Annotated in this window: 14 protein-coding genes and 1 pseudogene; 4 read left to right on the top strand and 11 right to left on the bottom strand. The window is 71.1% G+C overall.

From position 1 onward, the window contains the following. Positions 1-42: 42 nt before the first annotated feature. Both JHW41_RS19990 and JHW41_RS19995 read right to left on the bottom strand, forming a co-directional pair. Entirely contained in the window at positions 43-1,323 is a 1,281-nt protein-coding gene (locus JHW41_RS19990) for a TonB family protein (RefSeq protein ID WP_250444940.1), read from the bottom strand. Continuing rightward, positions 1,310-1,681, bottom strand: coding sequence for a BlaI/MecI/CopY family transcriptional regulator (locus tag JHW41_RS19995; protein WP_078997218.1), 372 nt, complete (start codon positions 1,679-1,681; stop codon positions 1,310-1,312). Before JHW41_RS19995 ends, JHW41_RS19990 begins: the two co-directional genes overlap by 14 nt. Before the next feature lie 92 nt (positions 1,682-1,773). On the opposite strand from JHW41_RS19995, the gene JHW41_RS20000 reads away from it, so the two are divergent. Both JHW41_RS20000 and JHW41_RS20005 read left to right on the top strand, forming a co-directional pair. After that, a complete protein-coding gene (locus JHW41_RS20000) occupies positions 1,774-3,801 on the top strand; it encodes an acetyl-CoA hydrolase/transferase C-terminal domain-containing protein (RefSeq protein ID WP_250444942.1) in 2,028 nt (675 codons plus the stop codon). Between the two features lie 114 nt (positions 3,802-3,915). Beyond that, positions 3,916-4,458: an REP-associated tyrosine transposase gene (locus JHW41_RS20005; protein WP_250444944.1), complete on the top strand. Its 543-nt coding sequence runs from the start codon at positions 3,916-3,918 to the stop codon at positions 4,456-4,458. 47 nt (positions 4,459-4,505) lie between these two features. Here the strand turns inward: JHW41_RS20005 and tkt are convergent, their stop codons facing one another. Next, a complete protein-coding gene (gene tkt, locus JHW41_RS20010; protein ID WP_250444946.1) occupies positions 4,506-6,503 on the bottom strand; it encodes a transketolase in 1,998 nt (665 codons plus the stop codon). 461 nt (positions 6,504-6,964) lie between these two features. On the opposite strand from tkt, the gene JHW41_RS20015 reads away from it, so the two are divergent. Then, positions 6,965-7,219 carry a hypothetical protein gene (locus JHW41_RS20015; RefSeq protein ID WP_250444948.1) on the top strand — a complete coding sequence of 85 codons (255 nt, stop codon included), beginning with the start codon at positions 6,965-6,967 and terminating at the stop codon, positions 7,217-7,219. Between the two features lie 327 nt (positions 7,220-7,546). Here the strand turns inward: JHW41_RS20015 and JHW41_RS20020 are convergent, their stop codons facing one another. Then, a complete protein-coding gene (locus JHW41_RS20020) occupies positions 7,547-8,911 on the bottom strand; it encodes a dicarboxylate/amino acid:cation symporter (protein ID WP_250444950.1) in 1,365 nt (454 codons plus the stop codon). A gap of 92 nt (positions 8,912-9,003) precedes the next feature. Here JHW41_RS20020 and JHW41_RS27515 point away from each other — a divergent pair. Further along, positions 9,004-9,279, top strand: a pseudogene (locus tag JHW41_RS27515) (DUF6053 domain-containing protein); the annotation flags it as partial. Positions 9,280-9,393: 114 nt separating this feature from the next. Here the strand turns inward: JHW41_RS27515 and JHW41_RS20025 are convergent. The 7 genes from JHW41_RS20025 to JHW41_RS20055 form a co-directional block, all read right to left on the bottom strand. Beyond that, positions 9,394-11,127 (bottom strand): BatD family protein, encoded by a 1,734-nt coding sequence (locus tag JHW41_RS20025; RefSeq protein ID WP_250444952.1) that lies wholly within the window; start codon positions 11,125-11,127, stop codon positions 9,394-9,396. A gap of 4 nt (positions 11,128-11,131) precedes the next feature. Next, a complete protein-coding gene (locus JHW41_RS20030; protein WP_250444954.1) occupies positions 11,132-12,880 on the bottom strand; it encodes a vWA domain-containing protein in 1,749 nt (582 codons plus the stop codon). Further along, positions 12,877-13,890: a vWA domain-containing protein gene (locus JHW41_RS20035; RefSeq protein ID WP_250444972.1), complete on the bottom strand. Its 1,014-nt coding sequence runs from the start codon at positions 13,888-13,890 to the stop codon at positions 12,877-12,879. The genes JHW41_RS20030 and JHW41_RS20035 overlap by 4 nt, the downstream gene beginning before the upstream one ends. A gap of 25 nt (positions 13,891-13,915) precedes the next feature. Further along, positions 13,916-14,377, bottom strand: coding sequence for a DUF4381 family protein (locus JHW41_RS20040; protein ID WP_250444974.1), 462 nt, complete (start codon positions 14,375-14,377; stop codon positions 13,916-13,918). Then, positions 14,377-15,273, bottom strand: coding sequence for a DUF58 domain-containing protein (locus JHW41_RS20045; RefSeq protein WP_250444976.1), 897 nt, complete (start codon positions 15,271-15,273; stop codon positions 14,377-14,379). The genes JHW41_RS20040 and JHW41_RS20045 overlap by 1 nt, the downstream gene beginning before the upstream one ends. Before the next feature lie 151 nt (positions 15,274-15,424). Beyond that, positions 15,425-16,453 (bottom strand): AAA family ATPase, encoded by a 1,029-nt coding sequence (locus JHW41_RS20050; RefSeq protein WP_057946408.1) that lies wholly within the window; start codon positions 16,451-16,453, stop codon positions 15,425-15,427. A gap of 283 nt (positions 16,454-16,736) precedes the next feature. Next, positions 16,737-18,836 (bottom strand): type IV pilus secretin PilQ, encoded by a 2,100-nt coding sequence (locus JHW41_RS20055; protein ID WP_078997247.1) that lies wholly within the window; start codon positions 18,834-18,836, stop codon positions 16,737-16,739. Positions 18,837-18,846: the final 10 nt, after the last annotated feature.

Below are 18,846 nucleotides of genomic sequence, written 5' to 3' on the forward strand. Positions count from 1 at the left end.
CCGCCGCCACCGCGCCGTGGCCATCGGCGCGGCAGCGCAGGCTTACTGCGCGCCGATCCGCAACGCGTCCAGTTCGGGCACTTCGGACGCCAGTCCCGGCGCATCGCCGCCGGCCGCGGCCGGGCTCTGCGTATCGGGCTCGAAGTCCACCGGCACCCGCACCCACGACGCGACCGGCCGGCCGCCGACGGTGCGCGGCGTGAACGACCAATTGCGCGCGGCGTCCATCGCCGCCTGGTCCAGTTCGGCATGGCCCGAGCTGCGCTTGAGCCGCAGGTCGGACACGCGGCCGTCGACGGCCACTTCCAGCTCCAGCATCACCCGGCCGCCATTGCGGCTGCCCTGCGGCCACTGCGGCGGCGACAAGCGCCCGTATCCGACTTCGGTCGCGGCCGCGGCCTTGGCCGCTCCGGCAGCGGCCAGCGCCGCCTGCGGCTGCGCCGCCCAGGCCGCCGCCGCGCCGGACAACACCAACGCGCAGATCGATACCGCGCCCGCCACGCGACGTCCGCGCGCGGCGCTGCGTTTGCTCAACATCATGATTCGCTCCTTGAGTGGATGGACTTGGCCCCAGTGGCAACTCAGCGGCGCGGGGCCCGGCGCCAGCTGGGTCTTGAGCAACGCCTCGGCATAGGCGCGGCGCGCGCCGGGATGCGCGCGCATCACCCGCTCGTCGCAGGCCAGTTCCTGGTCGTGATGGAAACTGCGCGCGCACAGGTGCAGCAGCGGCTGGAACCACAGCAGGCAGCGCAGCGCCGCGACCGCCGCGCCGGCCCACAGGTCGCCGCCGGCGATGTGCGCGCGTTCGTGCGCGAGCATCAGGCCGCGCTCGCGCTCGCTGTAGGCGCTGTCGAAATCCGCGGGCACCGCGATGCGCGGCCGCAGCAGGCCGAACGCCGCCGGCAGGCCGGCGCGGTGCGGCGCCTGCAGCAGGCCGTCGGCGCGCAGCCGCGCCCGCGCCAGGCCGCGCTGGAAGCGCCATTGCCGCGCCCCCATCCAGGCCGCCGTCGCCAACGCGCCGAACGCCCAGGCCGCCAGCCACCACGCGCTGGCCGTGTCGGCGCCGCGGCCGTCCGGCGCCGCGGCCAACGGCGCCCATACCGTCAGGGCCGGCAACGCGCCGATGTAAGCCTGCGGCGCCGGCAACAGCGTCGCGATCGACGCCGCCGGCACCAGACTCCAACCCGCATAGGCCGCGCCGGCGCCGAACGCCGCGCGCAGCGGCCGGCGCAGGATCGTCACCGCCAACGCCGCCGCGCCGGCGGCGACAGCGGCGCGGACCAGCATCGGCAACAGCGCGGCGCAGCACTCAGCGAGCGTCATCGTCGAGTTCCTCCAGCAGCTTGCGCAGTTCGGCGATGTCCTTGCGGCTGAGCTTGCGGTGCTGGCTGAAATGCGCGACCAGCGGCGCGACGCGGCCGCCGAACAGCCGCTGCAGCAGGCCCTGGCTCTCGTCGAGCAACCAGTCCTCGCGCTTGAGCACCGGCGCGTACAGATAGCGCCGGCCGTCCTTCTCGGCGCGGATCGCGCCCTTGTTCAACAGGCGGTTGAGCAGGGTCTTGACCGTGGCCTCCTGCCAGGACTGGGCGTCGGCCAAGGCCGCGGCCACCTCTTCGGCGGCCAGCGGATGGCGCTGCCACAGCACTTCCATCACCACCGATTCGGCTTCGCTGATCTGCATCGTTTACATCCGTAATTTTTATTGAGATTACACCCGTAAACGAACAATGCAAGCCCCCGCCGCGTTGACGGGCCCGGTGCGATACTGCGGCGATGAGCCTTTCCCCGCGCCCCGAGCCCGTCCGTTTCCAGTCCCTCGCCGACGCCGTCGACTTCCTCTACGCGCGCCTGCCGGGCCCGCTGCACGTCGGCGCCCCGCTCGGCCTGGGCAAGCCGCATCGCCTGCTCAACGCGCTATACGAGCGCAGCGAACGCGAACCGGCGCGGCGCCTGCACCTGTACACCGCGCTGTCGCTGGACCCGCCCGGGGCCGGCAAGGGCCTGGAGGCGCGGTTCCTGCAACCGTTCCTGCAACGCCACTTCGGCGACGACTACCCGCGCCTGGCCTATGTGCAGGCGCTCAAGCGCAACGCGCTGCCGGCGCACATGGAAGTGGAGGAGTTCTACCTGCAATCGGGCGCGTTGCTGCGCTCGCAGGCGGCGCAGCGCCGCTACGCCAGCCTCAACTACACCCACGTCGCGCGCGCGCTGGCCGAGCGCGGGGTCAATGCGGTGGTGCAGAAGGTCGCAGCCGATCCGTCCGGCAGCGGGCGGCTGTCGCTGTCGTGCAATACCGATCTCACCTTCGACGCCATCGATGCGATCGTCGCCAGCGGACTGCCGCGGCCGCTGCTGATCGCCGAAGTCGATCCGCTGCTGCCGTGGATCGACGGCAGCGCGGCGGTGGACGCCTCGTTCTTCGATGCGGTGGTGACGCCGCCGGGGCCGTATCCGAAGTTGTTCGGGCTGCCGCGGCAGCCGGTCAGCGATGCGGACTACGCGATCGGCTTCCATGCGAGCACGCTGGTGCGCGATGGCGGGACCTTGCAGATCGGGATCGGGACGTTGGCGGATGCGCTTTGCCATGCGCTGGTGTTGCGGCATACGGACAATGCGGCGTATTGGCGGGTGTTGGAGGCGTTGGGGTACGAAAAGGCTGGCGAGTCCGGCGGTGCGGGAGGCTCGCCGCTTGCACACACCGCTTCGTCGGATGTTGACCTGTCCACTACCCATAACGCGATGGCGACAATTGCGCCGCTTGCCCCCTTTAGCGTTGGGCTTTTTGGCTGCAGCGAAATGCTCAACGAAGGCTTCCGCCGCCTGGTCGAAGTCGGCGTGATCAAGCGCAAGGTCGTCGACGATCTCGATTTCATGCGCAGGCTGCACGAGGGCCGCGCCGACGCCGCCGACCTGGAACGGCTCGAACGCGAGGGCGAGTACCTGCAAGGCGGCTTCTATCTGGGCTCGCAGGATTTCTACGACTGGTTGCGCGACATGCCCGAAGCCCAGCGCCGCGGCATCAGCATGCGCCGGATCAGCGAGGTCAACGAGCTCTACGGCGGCAACGAGACCCTGGAACGTCTGCAGCGCCGCGACGCGCGCTTCTTCAACAGCTGCATGATGGCCACCGCGCTCGGCGCGGCGGTGTCGGACACGCTCGACGACGGCCGCGTGGTGTCCGGCGTCGGCGGCCAGTACAACTTCGTCGCCATGGCCCATGCCCTGCCCAACGCGCGCTCGGTGCTGATGTTGCGCGCCACCCGCGACGGCGGCGGCGAAACCCGATCCAACGTGGTCTGGAACTACCCGCAGGCGACGATTCCGCGCCACCTGCGCGACGTCTACGTGACCGAATACGGCATCGCCCACCTGCGCGGCAAGACCGACGAAGACTGCATCCTGGCGATGGCCGCGATCGCCGGCAGCGGCTTCCAGCAGCCGCTGCTGCAGGCCGCGATCGGCGCCGGCAAGCTGGCGCCGAAGCTCCATCGCGCGAGCGACCGCAACACCCCGCAACGGCTGCGCGCCGCGCTGGCGCCGCTGCGCGCGCAGGGCGTGCTGCCCGACTACCCACTCGGCAGCGACTTCACCGCCGTCGAGCAGCGCCTGGTCAAGGCGCTGGCGTGGCTGAAGGCGAACACCGCCAGGACCGGCGCCAAGGCGCGCACCGCGCTCAAGGCGTGGTTCTCCGGCGGCGCGACGGATGCCGAAGCGATGCAGCGCATGGGGCTGGAGCGGCCGGCGGGATTCGCGCAGAAGCTCGAAGCGCGACTGGTGGCGTTGGCGCTGCGCGAGACCTGACGTGGGAGGGCCTTCAGGCCCGATGCTTTCCGATCCGCTCGCGCAGAACTTTCCTAGCCTCGCATCGGAACCAATCCGATAACGCCCCTATCCCGCGGCCACGATGCTGCGGACATGAACCGACCGCCCGAATCCCCCGGCTACCAAGCGCTGCGCCGAGGCCGCCACTCCGAAGCGCAACGCATCTACCTGGTCACCACCACCTGTATCCGGCGGCGCCGCATCTTCGCGAGCGACCATGTCGCCCGTATCGCGACAGCGGCCATCACCCATCCGGACAAATGGCTCGGCGCGCAACTGCTGTGCTGGGTGCTGATGCCCGATCACTGGCATGGCCTGATTCGCCTCACCGACGGAGTGCGCCTGGAAAGCGTCGTGGCCTCGATGAAAGGTCGGACCGCACGCGCCGTGAACCGCGCGCTCGACCGCAAGGGGTTCGTGTGGATGCCGGGCTTCCACGATCATGCATTGCGCGAAGAGGAAGACGTCGTACACATCGCCCGGTACATCGTCGCCAATCCCAAGCGCGCCGGGCTGGTAGAGCGGATCGAAGACTATCCGTACTGGGATGCGATCTGGGCTGAGCGGAAGGCATCGGGGCTGAAGCCCCTCCCACGGCCGCAAACGCAGACGGGGACGCCATGCGTCCCCGTCTAGGCGCCGCCGCGCATGCGCGCGGCGGACGATATCGCGGTATGCCGCCCTCAGCCCAGCTTCTTCACCGTAGCCACCACCCGATCCACGGTGAAGCCGAAGTACGAGAACAGCGCTTCGGCCGGGGCCGAGGCGCCGAAGCGGTCGATGCCGACCACGTCGCCGTCCAGGCCGACGTACTTGCGCCAGAAGTCGCTGACGCCGGCTTCGATCGCGACGCGCTTGCGCACCGCGTTCGGCAGCACCGACTCGCGGTAATCCAGCGGCTGGCGGTCGAACACGTCGGTCGAGGGCATCGACACTACGCGCACCTTGACGCCTTCGGCGCTCAGCGCGTCGGCGGCCTGGGTGGCCAGGCCGATTTCCGAACCGGTCGCCAGCAGGATCACCTCCGGCGCGCCGTCGCTGTCGCGCAGCACGTAGCCGCCGCGCGCGATCTGCGCCACCTGCTGCGCGTCGCGCGGCTGGTGCGGCAGGTTCTGGCGCGAGAACACCAGGCAGCTCGGGCCGTCCAGGCGCTCGATCGCGGCCTTCCACGCCGCCGCCGATTCGACCGCGTCGCAAGGGCGCCACACGTCGTTGTGCGGGATGTAGCGCAGGCTGGCGAGGTGCTCGACCGGCTGGTGGGTCGGGCCGTCTTCGCCCAGGCCGATGGAGTCGTGGGTGTAGACGTGGATCACGTGCGCGCCCATCAGCGCGCTCATGCGCACCGCGTTGCGGGCGTAATCGCTGAACACCAGGAAGGTGGCGTCGAACGGGATGAAGCCGCCGTGCAGGTTGAGGCCGTTGCTGATCGCGCTCATGCCGAACTCGCGCACGCCGTAGTAGACGTAGTTCGCGTTCGGGTCGTTGCTGGCGACCGACTTGCTGGCCTTCCACAGGGTCAGGTTGGAGTGCGCCAGGTCGGCCGAGCCGCCGATCAGTTCCGGCAGCAGCGGCGCGAAGGTCTCGATCGCCATCTGCGAGGCCTTGCGCGAGGCGATGGTCTGGCCGTCGGCCTGCAGCTTGGCCAGGTACGCGTCGGCCTGGGCGGAGAAGTCGGCCGGCAGCTCGCCGGCGATGCGGCGCTTGAGCTCGGCGGCCTCGGCCGGGAACTGCGCGGCGTAGGCGTCGAAGGCCTGCTGCCACTGCGCCTGCGCGCCCGCGTGGTCGCGGTTGCGCCAGCCGGCGTAGATGTCTTGCGGGATCTCGAACTCGGCGTACGGCCATTCCAGCGCGGCGCGGGTCGCGGCGACTTCGTCCTTGCCCAGCGGCGCGCCGTGCGAGGATTCCTTGCCGGCCTTGGCCGGCGAGCCGAAGCCGATCGTGGTGCGGCAGCAGATCAGGGTCGGCTTGTCGTCGTGCTTGAGCGCGGTCTCGATCGCGGTCTTGATCTCGACCGGGTCGTGGCCGTTGACCTTGCGGATCACGCGCCAGCCGTAGGCCTCGAAACGCGCCGCGGTGTCGTCGGTGAACCAGCCGTCGGTGTTGCCGTCGATGGAGATCTTGTTGTCGTCCCAGAACGCGACCAGCTTGCCCAGGCCCCAGGTGCCGGCCAGCGACGCGACTTCGTGCGAGATGCCTTCCATCAGGCAGCCGTCGCCCATGAACACCCAGGTGCGGTGGTCGACGATGTCGTGGCCTTCGCGGTTGAAGCGCTGGGCCAGGATCTTCTCCGCCAGCGCCATGCCGACCGCGTTGGCCAGGCCCTGACCGAGCGGACCGGTGGTGGTCTCCACGCCCGGGGTCTCGAAGTTCTCCGGATGGCCCGGGGTGCGCGAGTGCAGCTGGCGGAAGCGCTTGAGCTCCTCGATCGGCAGGTCGTAGCCGGCCAGGTGCAGCAGCGCGTACTGCAGCATCGAACCGTGGCCGTTGGAGAGGATGAAGCGGTCGCGGTTGAACCACTTCGGATCGGCCGGGTTATGGCTCAGGAAGTCGTTCCACAGCACTTCGGCGATATCGGCCATGCCCATCGGCATGCCGGGGTGGCCGGAGTTGGCGGCCTGCACCGCGTCGATGGCGAGGAAACGGATGGCGTTGGCAAGATCGCGGCGGCTGGGCGTCGTCATGGGGCTCGGGCGGCTGAGGCTGGGAAGCGGAGCGAGAACCGGCCCGGGGCGTGCCCGTTTCGGGCGGCGGGGCCGGCGAAGAGCCGCCATTGTCCCATCCCGGGGCGGCCGTGTCGCCCCGAACCCGTTCAGCGGCCCGCTGGAGCCGTCGACGCGCCTCCCCCCGCCCCGAACCGGCAGATTCGGCACGCCGCGGCGGGAGCGCGTGGGCCGCGTCCCATCGAAGCCGACTGGCGCTGCCGTCTTGGCCCGAAGCCGGGAATCCTCCCAACCGTCGTTCCGGCGGAAACCGAGTCCCACCCAAACATCGCAGCCCTGCCGTAGCAGCCGAGGTTCCGCATCCAAACCCCGTCATTCCGGCGAACGCCGGAATCTATTTTGACCTTGCCGTTGATGTTGCCGTTGCTTGTGCCCGCCCCCGAGCACGACGCAGTCGTCCCGCAGCCCCGGAGGGCGTGCGCATGGATGCGCACGCGCGCCATGGGGCAGGATGCCCCTTATGGCGCGGCCCCGCGCCGCTGCGAGCCTTAGTGGCTCTTGATTCGGAACAGGGAAAAGCACTTTCTTTGGTTACTTTCTTTGTTGCTTTGGACAAAGAAAGTGACCCGGCCGCTTGCGGACGGAAGCCCTTGATGGCGGCTTTTCGTCACTCGCTGCCGCGCAAAAAGCAGGAGCAACAGCAAAGTCAAAATGGATTCCGGCGTTCGCCGGAATGACGACCTGGAGCGATCTGTTGCTTCGGGACGTAACGGCGGGACTTCATCGCTTCGGTTGGATTCCGGCGTTCGCCGGAATGACGGCCTGGAGCGATTTGTTGCTTCGGGACGTAACGGCGGGACTTCATCGCTTCGGTTGGATTCCGGCGTTCGCCGGAATGACGGCCGTTGCGGTTCGTATCCGACTGCAGCCACGTCGCAAGCCACGTAACTAAGACGAAACCCACGCAATAGCTGCGTTTTCGCGGTCGCGACTCGCGTCGCTCCTACACAAAGCCCCCGCAAAGAAAAAGCCCGCCGGACGGCGGGCTTTTCGCGGATCGCGGATCAATCCGCCAACGTCTCCGCCGGCGGATCCTCCACCCCGCGCGACACCATCGACGCGATGGCGATGTCGCCGGTGACGTTGAGCGTGGTCCGGCACATGTCGAGGAAATGATTGACGCCGAGGATCAGGCCGATGCCCTCCGGCGGCACCTTGACCATCGCGCAGATCATCGCCACCACCGGCAGCGAACCCGACGGAACGCCGGCCGTGCCGATGCCGCCGAGGATGCACACCAGCATCACCATGACCTGCTGGCCCAGGGTCAGGTCGACGCCGAAGAACTGGGCCAGGAAGATCACCGTCACGCCCTCGAACAGCGCGGTGCCGTTCTGGTTCGCGGTCGCGCCCACGGTCAGCACGAAGCGCGAGATGCGCCGCGGCAGCTTGAGCTCGTCGGCCACGCGCAGCGCGGTCGGCAGGGTCGCGTTGCTGGAGGCGGTGGAGAACGCCAGCACCATCGCTTCCTGCGCGCCCTTGAAGAAGGCCAGCGGCGAGCGGCCGCCGACGAACTTGATCGCCAGCGAATAGACCACGAACAGGTGGATCGCCAGCGCCGCCACCACCACCGCGACGTACTTGGCCAGCTTGAACAACAAGTCCCAGCCGAACTGCGAGGACAGGTTGAACATGAAGCAGAACACCGCGTACGGCGCCAGCTTGATCACCAGCCCGATCAGGGTCATGGAGATTTCGAACAGGCCCTGGATGCCGTCGCGCAGCGTGTCCACCGCCTTGGACTTGGTCAGCACCATGCCCACGCCGATCATCAGGGCGAAGAACATCACCGCCAGGATCGCGTCGTCGGCCGCGGCCTGGACCACGTTGCTGGGCACGATCGACACCAGCATCTGGATGCCCTTGGGCGCGTCGGCGCTGCCCTTGACGATGCTCTGCGCGCGCTCGGCGTTCTCGCTCATCAACTGCTGCGCCTGGGTCGGGTCCATGCCCGCGCCGGGTTGGAACACGTTGACCATGACCAGGCCCAGCACCACCGCCAGGCCCGACATCACGATGGTCAGGCCGAGCGTGCGCCAGCCGACCCGGCCGAACGCGCGGATGTCGCCCATCTCGCTCACGCCCATGACCAGGGCCGAGAACAGCAGCGGGATCACCAGCATGAAGATCAGGCGCAGGAAGATCTCGCCGGCCGGGCCGGTGATCACTTCGGTGAACAGCTTGAGCAGCGACTCGCAGCGCCAGCCGGTGGCGCCGGCCTCGCAGGCCTGACCGGTGAGCTGCGCCCAACTGATGCCCCCGACGCCCGCGGCGTAGACGATCAGGCCCAGGCCGAGGCCGGCGAGGAAGCCGATCGCCATCTTCCAGTGCAGCGGCAGCTGCTTGCGCGCGTTCTGGGTTTCGCTCATGGATACGCTCGTTACCGCCCGGCCAAAACAATCGGCAGGATACACCAGGGGTCCGCAAACGCCCGGACGGTGGGGTTTGGAAGCGCCGCAGCATGCGCGCCCCGCGCCGTTTCGCGCGAAACGGCGCGGGGTGGCGGCGACGTGCCGCTCGCGTGGGAGGGGCTTCAGCCCCGACGCCTTCGGCTCAAGTCGCCGCGATCTGCAACGAAAGCGTCGGGACTGAAGTCCCTCCCACAACAGCGCAAAGCGTCGGCTTCGGGCTGCATTTGCGGGCTGCATTTGTGGGAGGGGCTTCAGCCCCGACGCCTTCCGCTCAGGTCGCCGCGATCTGCAGCGAAAGCGTCGGGACTGAAGTCCCTCCTACGACAACGCAAAGCGCCGGCTTCGGGCTGCATTTGTGGGAGGGGCTTCAGCCCCGATGCCTTCGGCTCAGGTCGCCGCGATCTGCGACAAAAGCATCAGGACTGAAGTCCCTCCTACTGTTACTTGCCCGGCGGATACAGCGGCGGCAGCGGCGAAGGCCGCTGCGCGGCGCCTTGCCGCCAGTGCGGCCCTTGCGCGAACGCGGCGCGCAGGCGGTTGCGCGCGTCGACGCCGTCGCCTCCGCCCCAGCGCGCGCGGCGCAAGGCCTGCACGGCGTCGCGCTGGGCCGGGTCGGCCAGGCGTTCGACCAGTTCGTCGTCGTCGGCCGCCGGCGGCTTGGCCAAGCCGCGCAGGACGCTGGCGATATGTTCGAAATCGCCGCGGTCGATCAGTTCGCGCAAGGCCGGCAGGTTCAGCGCCAGCGATGCCGGCGGCGCCGCGCCGGTAGCGGCGGCGGCCGCCTTGGGCGCGGCCGCGGCCATCAGGCGCGGCTGCGCGCGCAGTTGCAGCGCCCACACCAGGGTGCCCAGCCACAGCAGCGCGAACAGCACCGCGGCGATCGCCCAGCTCTTGTGCACCGCGCCGCCGCTGCCCGTCGCCGCGGCGTCGATCGCGGCCGGCGCCGGGTCCGCGCCGGCCTCGGTCTTGCCGCCCGCGCCGCGCGCGGCGGCCACGGCCGGATTGGTCGGCGCGGCCTGGGTGCCGCCGATGCCCTGGCCCACCGTCCAGCTCAGCGGCGGCAGGGTGGCGGTGCGCGCGGCGCGCGCGTTCACGTCCCACCAGTCCAGGCGCAGGCCGTCCAGACGCACCTCGCCTTCGCGCGAGGGCACCAGCGAGAACTTGCGGGTCAGCTTCACCCGCGGCCGCCCGCCGACGAAGGTCTCGTCGGCCTGGACCGGATCGGCGAACACCTGCACGCCGTCGATCGGCGGCAGTTGCAGCTCCGGCATCTGCGCCAGGCCGGCACCGTCGACGCTGGCCTCGATGGTCAGGCTGGCGGAATTGCCGACGCGCAATTGCTGCGGCGTGGAGCGATAGCTCAGGGTCAGGCTGCGCAGCGGCAGCCACGGCTGCGGCGCGTCGGCCGGCACCGGCCGCACCTGCAGGGTGCGCGCGCGGCTGACCGCGCGGCGGGCGTCGCCGCCGCTGCCGGTCAGCTGCTCGATCAGGGTCGTGCCGACCCGGCCTTCGAACACCGCCGCCGGCATGGTCAGCGGGCCGCTGCGCTCGGGCACCAGCAGGAAGCGGCGCTCGACCACGGTGTAGCGCTGGCCGTTGGCGGTGCGCTCGTACTGCAGGTCGTCGCCGACCTTGGTCAGCGAGGCGCCGTCGGGCACCGGCTGGTCGATCTTGCCGCCGAGCACCGGGGTGGACGCGTACAGCCGCACCACCCAGCCCACCGCCTGCTGCACGTAGGGGCTGCTGTCGTCCGGCGCGGCATCGATGAACACGTCGCTGGCGCCGACCGCTTCCTCCGGCGCCGCGGCCGGGGTCGGTTCGACGTACAGGTCCACCGGCGCGGTGCGCTGGCCGGCGACTTGCAGCGGCGGCACGCTCATGCGGCCGCTGCGCAGCGGCCGCAGCACCGCGCTGTAGCGGCTGCGCGCGACCATGCCCTGCGCGCCCGGTTCGATCCGGGTGTCGACGCTGGTGCCGACCAGTTCGAAGTTCGCCGACAACGGCGCATAGTCCGGCGCGCCGCCGACCCGGCCGACGACCTCGACGTTCAAGGTCGCCGTCTCGCCGGCGCGGATGCTGCTGCGGTCGAGCCAGGCGCGCACCTGCGCCGCGGCGCCGGCGCTGAAGCCGGCGAGCAGCAGGCACAGGGCGAATTTGAGCAGGTAACGCGACATCGCCTCAGTCTCCCTCCAGCGCCGACATCTGCCGGCGCGCGTACTCGATCTTGAACCGTTCCCGCAGCAGGCTGCCCGGGTCGTCGGGAACGCGCTTGAGCCAGGCGTCGTTGGCCTGCTGGCGCTCGCGCTGGGCCGGCGTGCGCGCCGGCTCGCGCGCGCCCGGCGGCGGCTGTTGCGCGCGCTGGCGCTCGAGCTCGCGCTGCATGCGCTCGCGCTGCTCCTGGTCGGCGCGGCGCTGCTGCTCGGGATCGTCGGCGGGCTTGGGCCGGTCTTGCGGCTTGCCGTCCTGGTCGGGCTTCGGCGGCGGCGATTGCGGCTTGCCGTCGGGCTTTTGCTGCGAATCCGACGGCTGCAGCTTGGGATCGTCCTGCTTGGAACCCGAAGACGGTTTCTGCTGCTGCCCCTTGCCGTTCTGGTTCTGCGGCGGCGGCCGCTTCATCGCCGCCTCCACCGCGCGCTTGTTGGCGAGCGCGTCGGCCATGCCCGGCTGCTGCTTGAGCGCGCGGTCGTAGGCGGCGATGGCCTCCGGATAGCGGCCCTGGCGCGCCAGCGCGTTGCCGAGGTTGTACTGCGCATCGGCGCCCTGGCCGCGCTGGTAGAGTTCGCCGGCCTGCTCGAAGCGCCCGGACCGATAGGCCTGGTTGCCTTCGACGATGCGCTCGTGCGCGCTCTGGTCGGCGCGCTGCCACAGCGACTGCGCGCGCGCCGGCGCGGTCGCCAGCGGCAGGCCCAGGCACAGCAGCAACGCCAGCGCGCCGGCGCCGGCGCGGCGGCGGAACGCGAACAGCGCCAGCAGCAGCAACGGCGGCAACAGCCAGTAACCGTCGTCCTCGCGCGCCAGCCGCTTCTCGCCGGCGCCGGCGCCGACGCGCGCGTCGCCGCTGCCGGCGTTGCCGATCTGCAGCGCGCGCAGGTCGCTGTCGTCGGCGCTGAGCGCGGCGTAGCGGCCGTTGCCGGCGCGCACCAGATCCTGCAGCGACGAAGTGTCGAGCCTGACTTTGACGATGCGGCCGTCGGGGCGCTGGAACGCGGCGCCGCTGGCGCTGCCCAGGCCCAGCACCGACACGCTGTAGCCGTCGCCGGCGGCCTTGGCCGCGGCGCGGTCGGCGGCGCTGTCGCCGCGGTCGGTGATCAGCACGATGCGGCCGCGCTTGAAGCCGCCCTGGCGCAGCAGCCGCGCCGACCAGGCGATGGCGCGGTCGCTGCGCTGGCCGTCGCCGGGCATGATGTCCGGCGCCAGCGAATCCAGGAACACCGAGATGTTGTCCGGGTCGTCGGTCAGCGGCGCCACGGTGAAGGCGTCGTCGGCGTAGACCACCAGCGCGATCTGGCCGCCGCCGGCGCGCGCGCGCAGCAACGCGGCGAGCTTGGCCCGGGCCTGGGCCAGGCGGCTGGGCGGCAGGTCGCCGGCGAGGCTGCGGCTGGACAGGTCCAGCGCCACCACCATCGGCGTGCTGCCCTGCCACAGCGGCTGCTCGCCCTGCGACCAACTGGGCCCGGCCAGCGCCAAGACCGCCAGCGCATAGCCCAGCGCAGCCGCGCCGGCCGCCAGTTGCGAACGCCGGCCCGGCGCCGCATCGAGCAGATGCGGCAACAAATGCGCATCGACCGCGCCCTGCCAGACGTTGCGCTGGCGGCGGCTGCGCCACCACCACGCGCCCAGCAGCGGCAGCGCCAGCAACGCCCACAGCCACTGCGGGCGCAGGAAGGTCAGCGGCGCCAGGTGTTCGAACCACGCCGAAGGATTCATGCCGGCCTCCGTCGCGGCCACGCGAACGCCAGCAGGCCCAGCGCCAGCGCGGCGCCGAGCGGCCAGGGATAGCGCTCCAGCCGCGGGCGCACCGCCTTGCCTTCGCGCTGCACCGGTTCGAGCCGGTCGATCTCGGCGTAGATGCCGGCCAGCTCGGCGGTGTCGCGGGCGCGGAAGAAGCGGCCGCCGGTGAGGTCGGCGATGCGGCGCAGCGCCGCTTCGTCGACCTCGGCGCCGCCGCTGGTCGGCAGGCGCACGCCGAACAGGGTCAGCACGCCGTCGCCGCCGAACGCGATGGTGTGCACGCGCACGCCTTCGTCGCGTGCGATCTGGGCGGCGCGCATCGGATCGGGGGTGCCGGGCGTGTTGACGCCGTCGGTCAGCAGGATCAGCACGCGCTCGCGTTCGGGCAGTTGGCGCAGGCGCCGCACCGCCAGGCCGATGGCCTCGCCGATCGCGGTCTCCTGCCCGGCCAGGCCGACCAGGCTGTTGCCGAGCTGGTCGCGCACGGTGTCGCGGTCCAGGGTCAGCGGCGCCAGCACATAGGCGCGGTTGCCGAACACCACCAGGCCGACGCGGTCGCCGACGCGGCGGTCGAGGAAGTCGGCCAGCACCGCCTTGGCCGCGGTCAGGCGGTCGACGTTGCGCCGGCCCAGGGTCATGTCCTGTTCGCTCATGCTGCCCGACAGGTCCAACGCCAGCATCATGCCGCGGCCGACCTGGGGCGGGCGGATCGGATCGCCGAGCTGTTGCGGCCGCGCCGCGGCCAGGCACAGCAGCGCCCAGGCCAGCCACAGCAGCCAGCCGGCGCCGCCGCCGCGCAGGCCGCGCCCGCCGGCCGCGGCGACCGCGTCCAGGCGCGCGCCGAACGGCACTTTCAATGCCGCCGAACCGTCGCGCGCCGGCGGCAGCAGCCAGCGCGCCAGCAGCGGCAGCGGCAGCGCCGCCAGCCACCACGGCCAGGCGAACAATTCGCGCCAGTCGGCGATCAACCCGCCCAGCCCGGTCATCGCGGCGCGCTCGCAAAGACGCGGATCATGCGCGCACGCCCATCCATTGCAGGAACCGCCGCCGCGCCAGTTCGCGCAGCGCGGCCGCCTGGGCCGGATCGACCTGGCGCCGGTAGCCGCCTTCCAGCAGCAGCCGGCCGGGACCTTCGGCGAAATCGCGGCGCTTGCTGCCGCGATCGAGGAATTCCAGCCAGGCCTGGCCGTCGAGGGTGTCGGCGGCGCGGTCGCGGCGGCGGCCGGCGCGGCGCAGCAGTTCGGAGATCGCCGCGACCTGCGCGGCCGGCGTGGTCGCCGCGGCCAGGGCTTCGTCGAACACGCGCTCGGCCTCGCGCCGGCGGCGGGTGCGGCGGCGCTGCCACCACCACAGCGACAGCGCCAGCGCGGCCAGCGCCGCCAGCAGCAGCCACCAGCCCGGCGCCAGCGGCCACAGCGAGGGCGCGCCCGGCAGGTGCACGTCGCGCAGCGGCAGTTGTTTCGGCGAAGCCATCAGGCCACCAACGGCCGGGTGCGGCCCAGCAGCGGCAGCCAGGATTCGCTGGCCGCGTCGGTCGACAGCGCCTGCACGCGCACGCCGCGCGCCGGCAGTTTTTCCAGCGCGGCCTGCACCGGCGCGACGAAGCTGGCGTGCCAGCGCTGGCGCTGGGCCGGCGCGCCGAGGTCGAGCTCGATGCGTTGGCCGTCGTGGCTGAACGGCAGCGCGGCCTGCGGCGGCGCGGCTTCGATCGGATCGGTCAGCAGCAGCACGATCACTTCGTGGTGCTGGGCCAGCACCGCCCAGCGCCGCTGCGGCAGCGCCGCGACGCTGCCGGGCTCGGCCAGCACCACCATGCGCGAACCCGGACGCAGCAGGCGCGATGCGTGGTCGAGCGCGACCTCCAGCCCGGCGTCCTCGGCCGGCGGCTGCGCATACCAGCGCACCATCGCGTCGAGCACGCGCAGCGCGCCGCGCGGACCGCTGCCGGGATTCACCGGCGGCTCGCGCAGGCTGCCGCGCAGCGCGGCGATGCGGTCGCCGTCGCGCGCCGCGGCCCAGGCCGCGACCGCGCCGGCGCGCGCGGCCTGCACCGACTTGAAGCGCACCCGGGTGCCGAAGTACAGCCCCGGCGAGGTGTCGGCGACGATCAGGCTCAGGCGCTCGCGCTCGGCCTGGAACAATTTGGTGTGGGCGCGGCCGGTGCGCGCGGTCAGCCGCCAGTCGATGTGGCGGGCGTCGTCGCCGTTGGAGTATTCGCGCGACTCGGCGTACTCCATGCCGCGCCCGCGCAGCGGCGACAACGCCTGCCCGCTGACGCCGTGGCGTCCCTGGCGCGCGCTGCGGCGGCCGGCGACGGCGGCGCGCAGCGCCACCAACTCGGCCAGGCTGGGAACGACGCCGTCGCTCATCGAGTCCTCTCACTCCGATCCCTGGGTGCACGCGGCGCGCTCGTCCGCGCAAGCGCGTCCGCCGCGGATCGCGAAGCTGCGATCGCGAAATTCCGATCCCGACACTGCGATTCCAAAGCTCGATCCGCAAACACGATCCCGCCCCATGGCCTCAAGGCAACGGCACCTTCTTGAGCAGTTCGCCGAGCAGGCGATCGCCGTCCCAGCCTTCGGCGGTGGCCTCGTAGCTCGGCAGGATGCGGTGGCGCAGCACGTCCGGGGCGATCGCGCGCACGTCGTCGGGAGTGACGAAGTCGCGTCCGGCCAGCCAGGCGTGGGCGCGCGCGCAGCGCTCCAGCGCGATCGAGCCGCGCGGGCTGGCGCCCCAGGCGATGCGCCGGGCCAGGGTGGCGTCGTAGCGGGCGGCGTCGCGCGAGGCCAGCACCAGCTCGACCAGGTAACGCTCCACCGCGGGCGCGACGTGCAGGTCCAGCACCGCCGAGCGCGCGGCGAACACGTCCGCCAGCGGCATGCGCTGCACCGCGACCGGCGCGGGCTTGAGGGTCTGGCGGGCGCGCTCGCGCGCCAGCCGCAGGATCTCGGCCTCGGCGGCGGCCTCGGGATAGCCGATGCGCACGTGCATGAGGAAACGGTCGAGCTGGGCCTCGGGCAGCGGGAAGGTGCCCTCCTGCTCGATCGGGTTCTGGGTCGCCATGACCAGGAACAGCGGCGGCAGCGCGTAGGTGGCGCGGCCGACGGTGACCTGGCGCTCGCCCATCGCTTCCAGCAACGCCGACTGCACCTTGGCCGGGGCGCGGTTGATTTCGTCGGCGAGCAGGATCGGATGGAAGATCGGCCCGGCCTGGAACTCGAACCGGCCTTCCTGCGGACGCCACACCTCGGTGCCGGTGAGGTCGGCCGGCAGCAGGTCCGGGGTGAACTGGACGCGGGCGAAATCGGCTTCCAGGCGCGCGGCCAGCGCGCGCACCGCGCTGGTCTTGGCCAGGCCGGGCGCGCCTTCGACCAACAGGTGGCCGTCGGCGAGCAGGGCGATCAGCAGGCGCTCGATCAGTTCGGACTGGCCGACGATCTCGACGGCAAGCGCGTCGCGCAATTGCCTGAACGCGTCGTGCAGGCGGGCGACATCGGCGGGAGAAGTGGCGGCAACAGGGGTTTGGGCGTGATCGGTAGCGCTGTCCATCCGGTATCCATGGCGGCGAAGCGGGCAAACGAAGGCATTACTTTAACGGGCAATACGGCATCGGCACGGCGATTCTGACCGAAGTTCGCCGCGCAGGTTCAACCCGCGGACGCGATCGGACCCCGGCCCGGCCGCGCGGGGCGCGCTTGCGCCGGGTTTTCGCCGGGAACGGCAAACCCGGCGGCGACGGCGCATCGGCCGTCCGCCGGCGCGCCTCAGCGCCGCCGGCCCGCACAAACGCGAAGAGGGCCCGAAGGCCCTCCTCGCTTGCGCCGCGGCGCGTTCAGCGCTGCGCGACCTTCATCACCTTGGGGGTCACGAAGATCAGCAGCTCGGCCTTGTCCTTGCTGCGGGTCTTCTTCTTGAACAGGTTGCCCAGGAACGGGATGTCGGCGAGGAACGGCACCTTGCTCAGGTCGCTGCGGTCGCGGAACTCGTACACGCCGCCGATCACGACGGTCTGGCCGTCTTCCACCAGCACCGCGGTGTTGATGTTGCGCTTGTTGATCTGCGGCACTTCGCCGATCGAAGTGTTGACGTAGCGGCTGATCTCGTCCTTCTTGACGTCCAGGTTCAGGAACACGCGGCCGTCGTTGGTGATGGTCGGATTGACCTTCATCTCCATCAGCACGTCCTTGAACTGCACGTTCGGGATCGGAATGCTGTTGCCGCCCTGCTGCGGCGAGATCGTCACGTAGCCGACCTCCTCGCCCTGGCGGATCACCGCCTCGCGCTGGTTGCTGGTCACCACGCGCGGGTTGGACACCACTTCGCCGCGGCCCTCGGTCTGCATCGCGCTGAACTCCATGTCCAGGTCGACGTACTTGCCCAGGATGGTGAAGGCGATCGCGCCGGCCGGGTTGAGCCGGGCCAGGTTGGTGTTGAGGCTGGCCGGGAACAGGAACGCCGGGTTGGTCAGGGTCTGCAGCAGCGAGCGGGCCTGGTCGTTCAACGTGGCGTACTTGGCCGGATCGGACACGCGGAACGTGTCGGCGTCGTCGGTCAACTGCCTCGCCTGCTGCCTGATCAAGTCGTTCTTGGCCGCGATGTTGCGATAGTTGTTGATGCTGTCCAGCGTGCCGCTGGTGATCACATCGCCCTTCTGGCCCGACACGCCGAAGCGCGCGCCCAGGTCGCGGGCGAAGCTCTCGCTGGCGATGACGATGCGGGCCTCGATCAGGACCTGGTCGACCGGGCGGTCGATGACCTTGATCAGGTCCTTCATCTGCGCGACTTTCTTCGGAATGTCGCTGATCATCAGGGTGTTGGTGCGCTCGTCCGCCACCAGCCGCCCGCGCGGAGACAGGAAGCCGTTCTCGTTGCTGCTGTTGCTGTTGGACGCGCCGCCGGAAGCGCCGCCGATGCCCTTGGCCTCGGTCAGCGCCTTATAGATCTGCGCGGCGTTGTGGTAGTTGATCTGCACGTACTCGGTGACCAGATCGACGCGGTTGTCGAGCGCGATGCGCGCGTCCTCGCGGTCCTGCTCGTACTTGGCGACCTCGGCCTGCGGCGCGACCCACACCACGTTGCCGCTGCGGCGCTTGTCCAGGCCCTTGGCCTGCAGGACGATGTCCAGCGCCTGGTCCCACGGCACGTTGACCAGGCGCAGGGTGACGTTGCCCTGGACCGTGTCGGCGGCGACGATGTTGAGGTTCGACTCCTCGGCAACCAACTGCAGCACGGTGCGCACCGGCACGTCCTGGAAGTTGAAGGTCACCGGGCGGCCGGAGTAGCTGCGCGCGGCGACCGGAGCGCTGCCGCCGATCGTGCCGGACGTCGGCGCCGCGGTCGCGGCGGGCCTGGCGCCGACCGCGCCGACCGCGCGATTGCCGGCCTGGGCGGTGCGCGGCACCACCTCGACGATGTAGTCGCGGCCGGTCTGGTAGGCCATGGTATCGACCGCGCCGGCGGTGTTGAGCACCAGCTGCGAACCGGTGCCGGCGCTGCGCGCGTCGATGCGCTGCACCGGCGTGGCGAAGTCGGCGACGTTGAGCGGGCGCTGCAGCGCCGCCGGCAACTGCGCGTTGCCGACGTCGATGGTGACCTGCGAGCCCTGGCTGCGCATGTCGGGCAGCGCGCCTTCGCCGCTGAAGCGCACGATCAGCTTGCCGGAGCCGCCGTCGCCGCGCTTGAAGTCGATGTTGGCGACCGAGATGGTGCCCGGCAGCTGCTTGGCGGGGTCGTTGCTCGGCGTCGGCGCGACCGCCGGGGCCGGCGCGAGCGCGGGCTTGCCCGCGGCGGCGACCGGTTCGGCGGCGTTGACCGCGCTGATGCCGGCGAGCAGGCCGAGCGCGAGCCCGGCCAGACGGGGCGCGGCCATGCGGGCGCCGGATGCCATGGGGCGTCGGTCCGACGGCATGCGGTTGGCGTTGAATACGATCATCATGCAATCC

Origin of the sequence: Lysobacter enzymogenes (assembly GCF_023617245.1) — a bacterium.
GTDB lineage: Bacteria > Pseudomonadota > Gammaproteobacteria > Xanthomonadales > Xanthomonadaceae > Lysobacter > Lysobacter yananisis.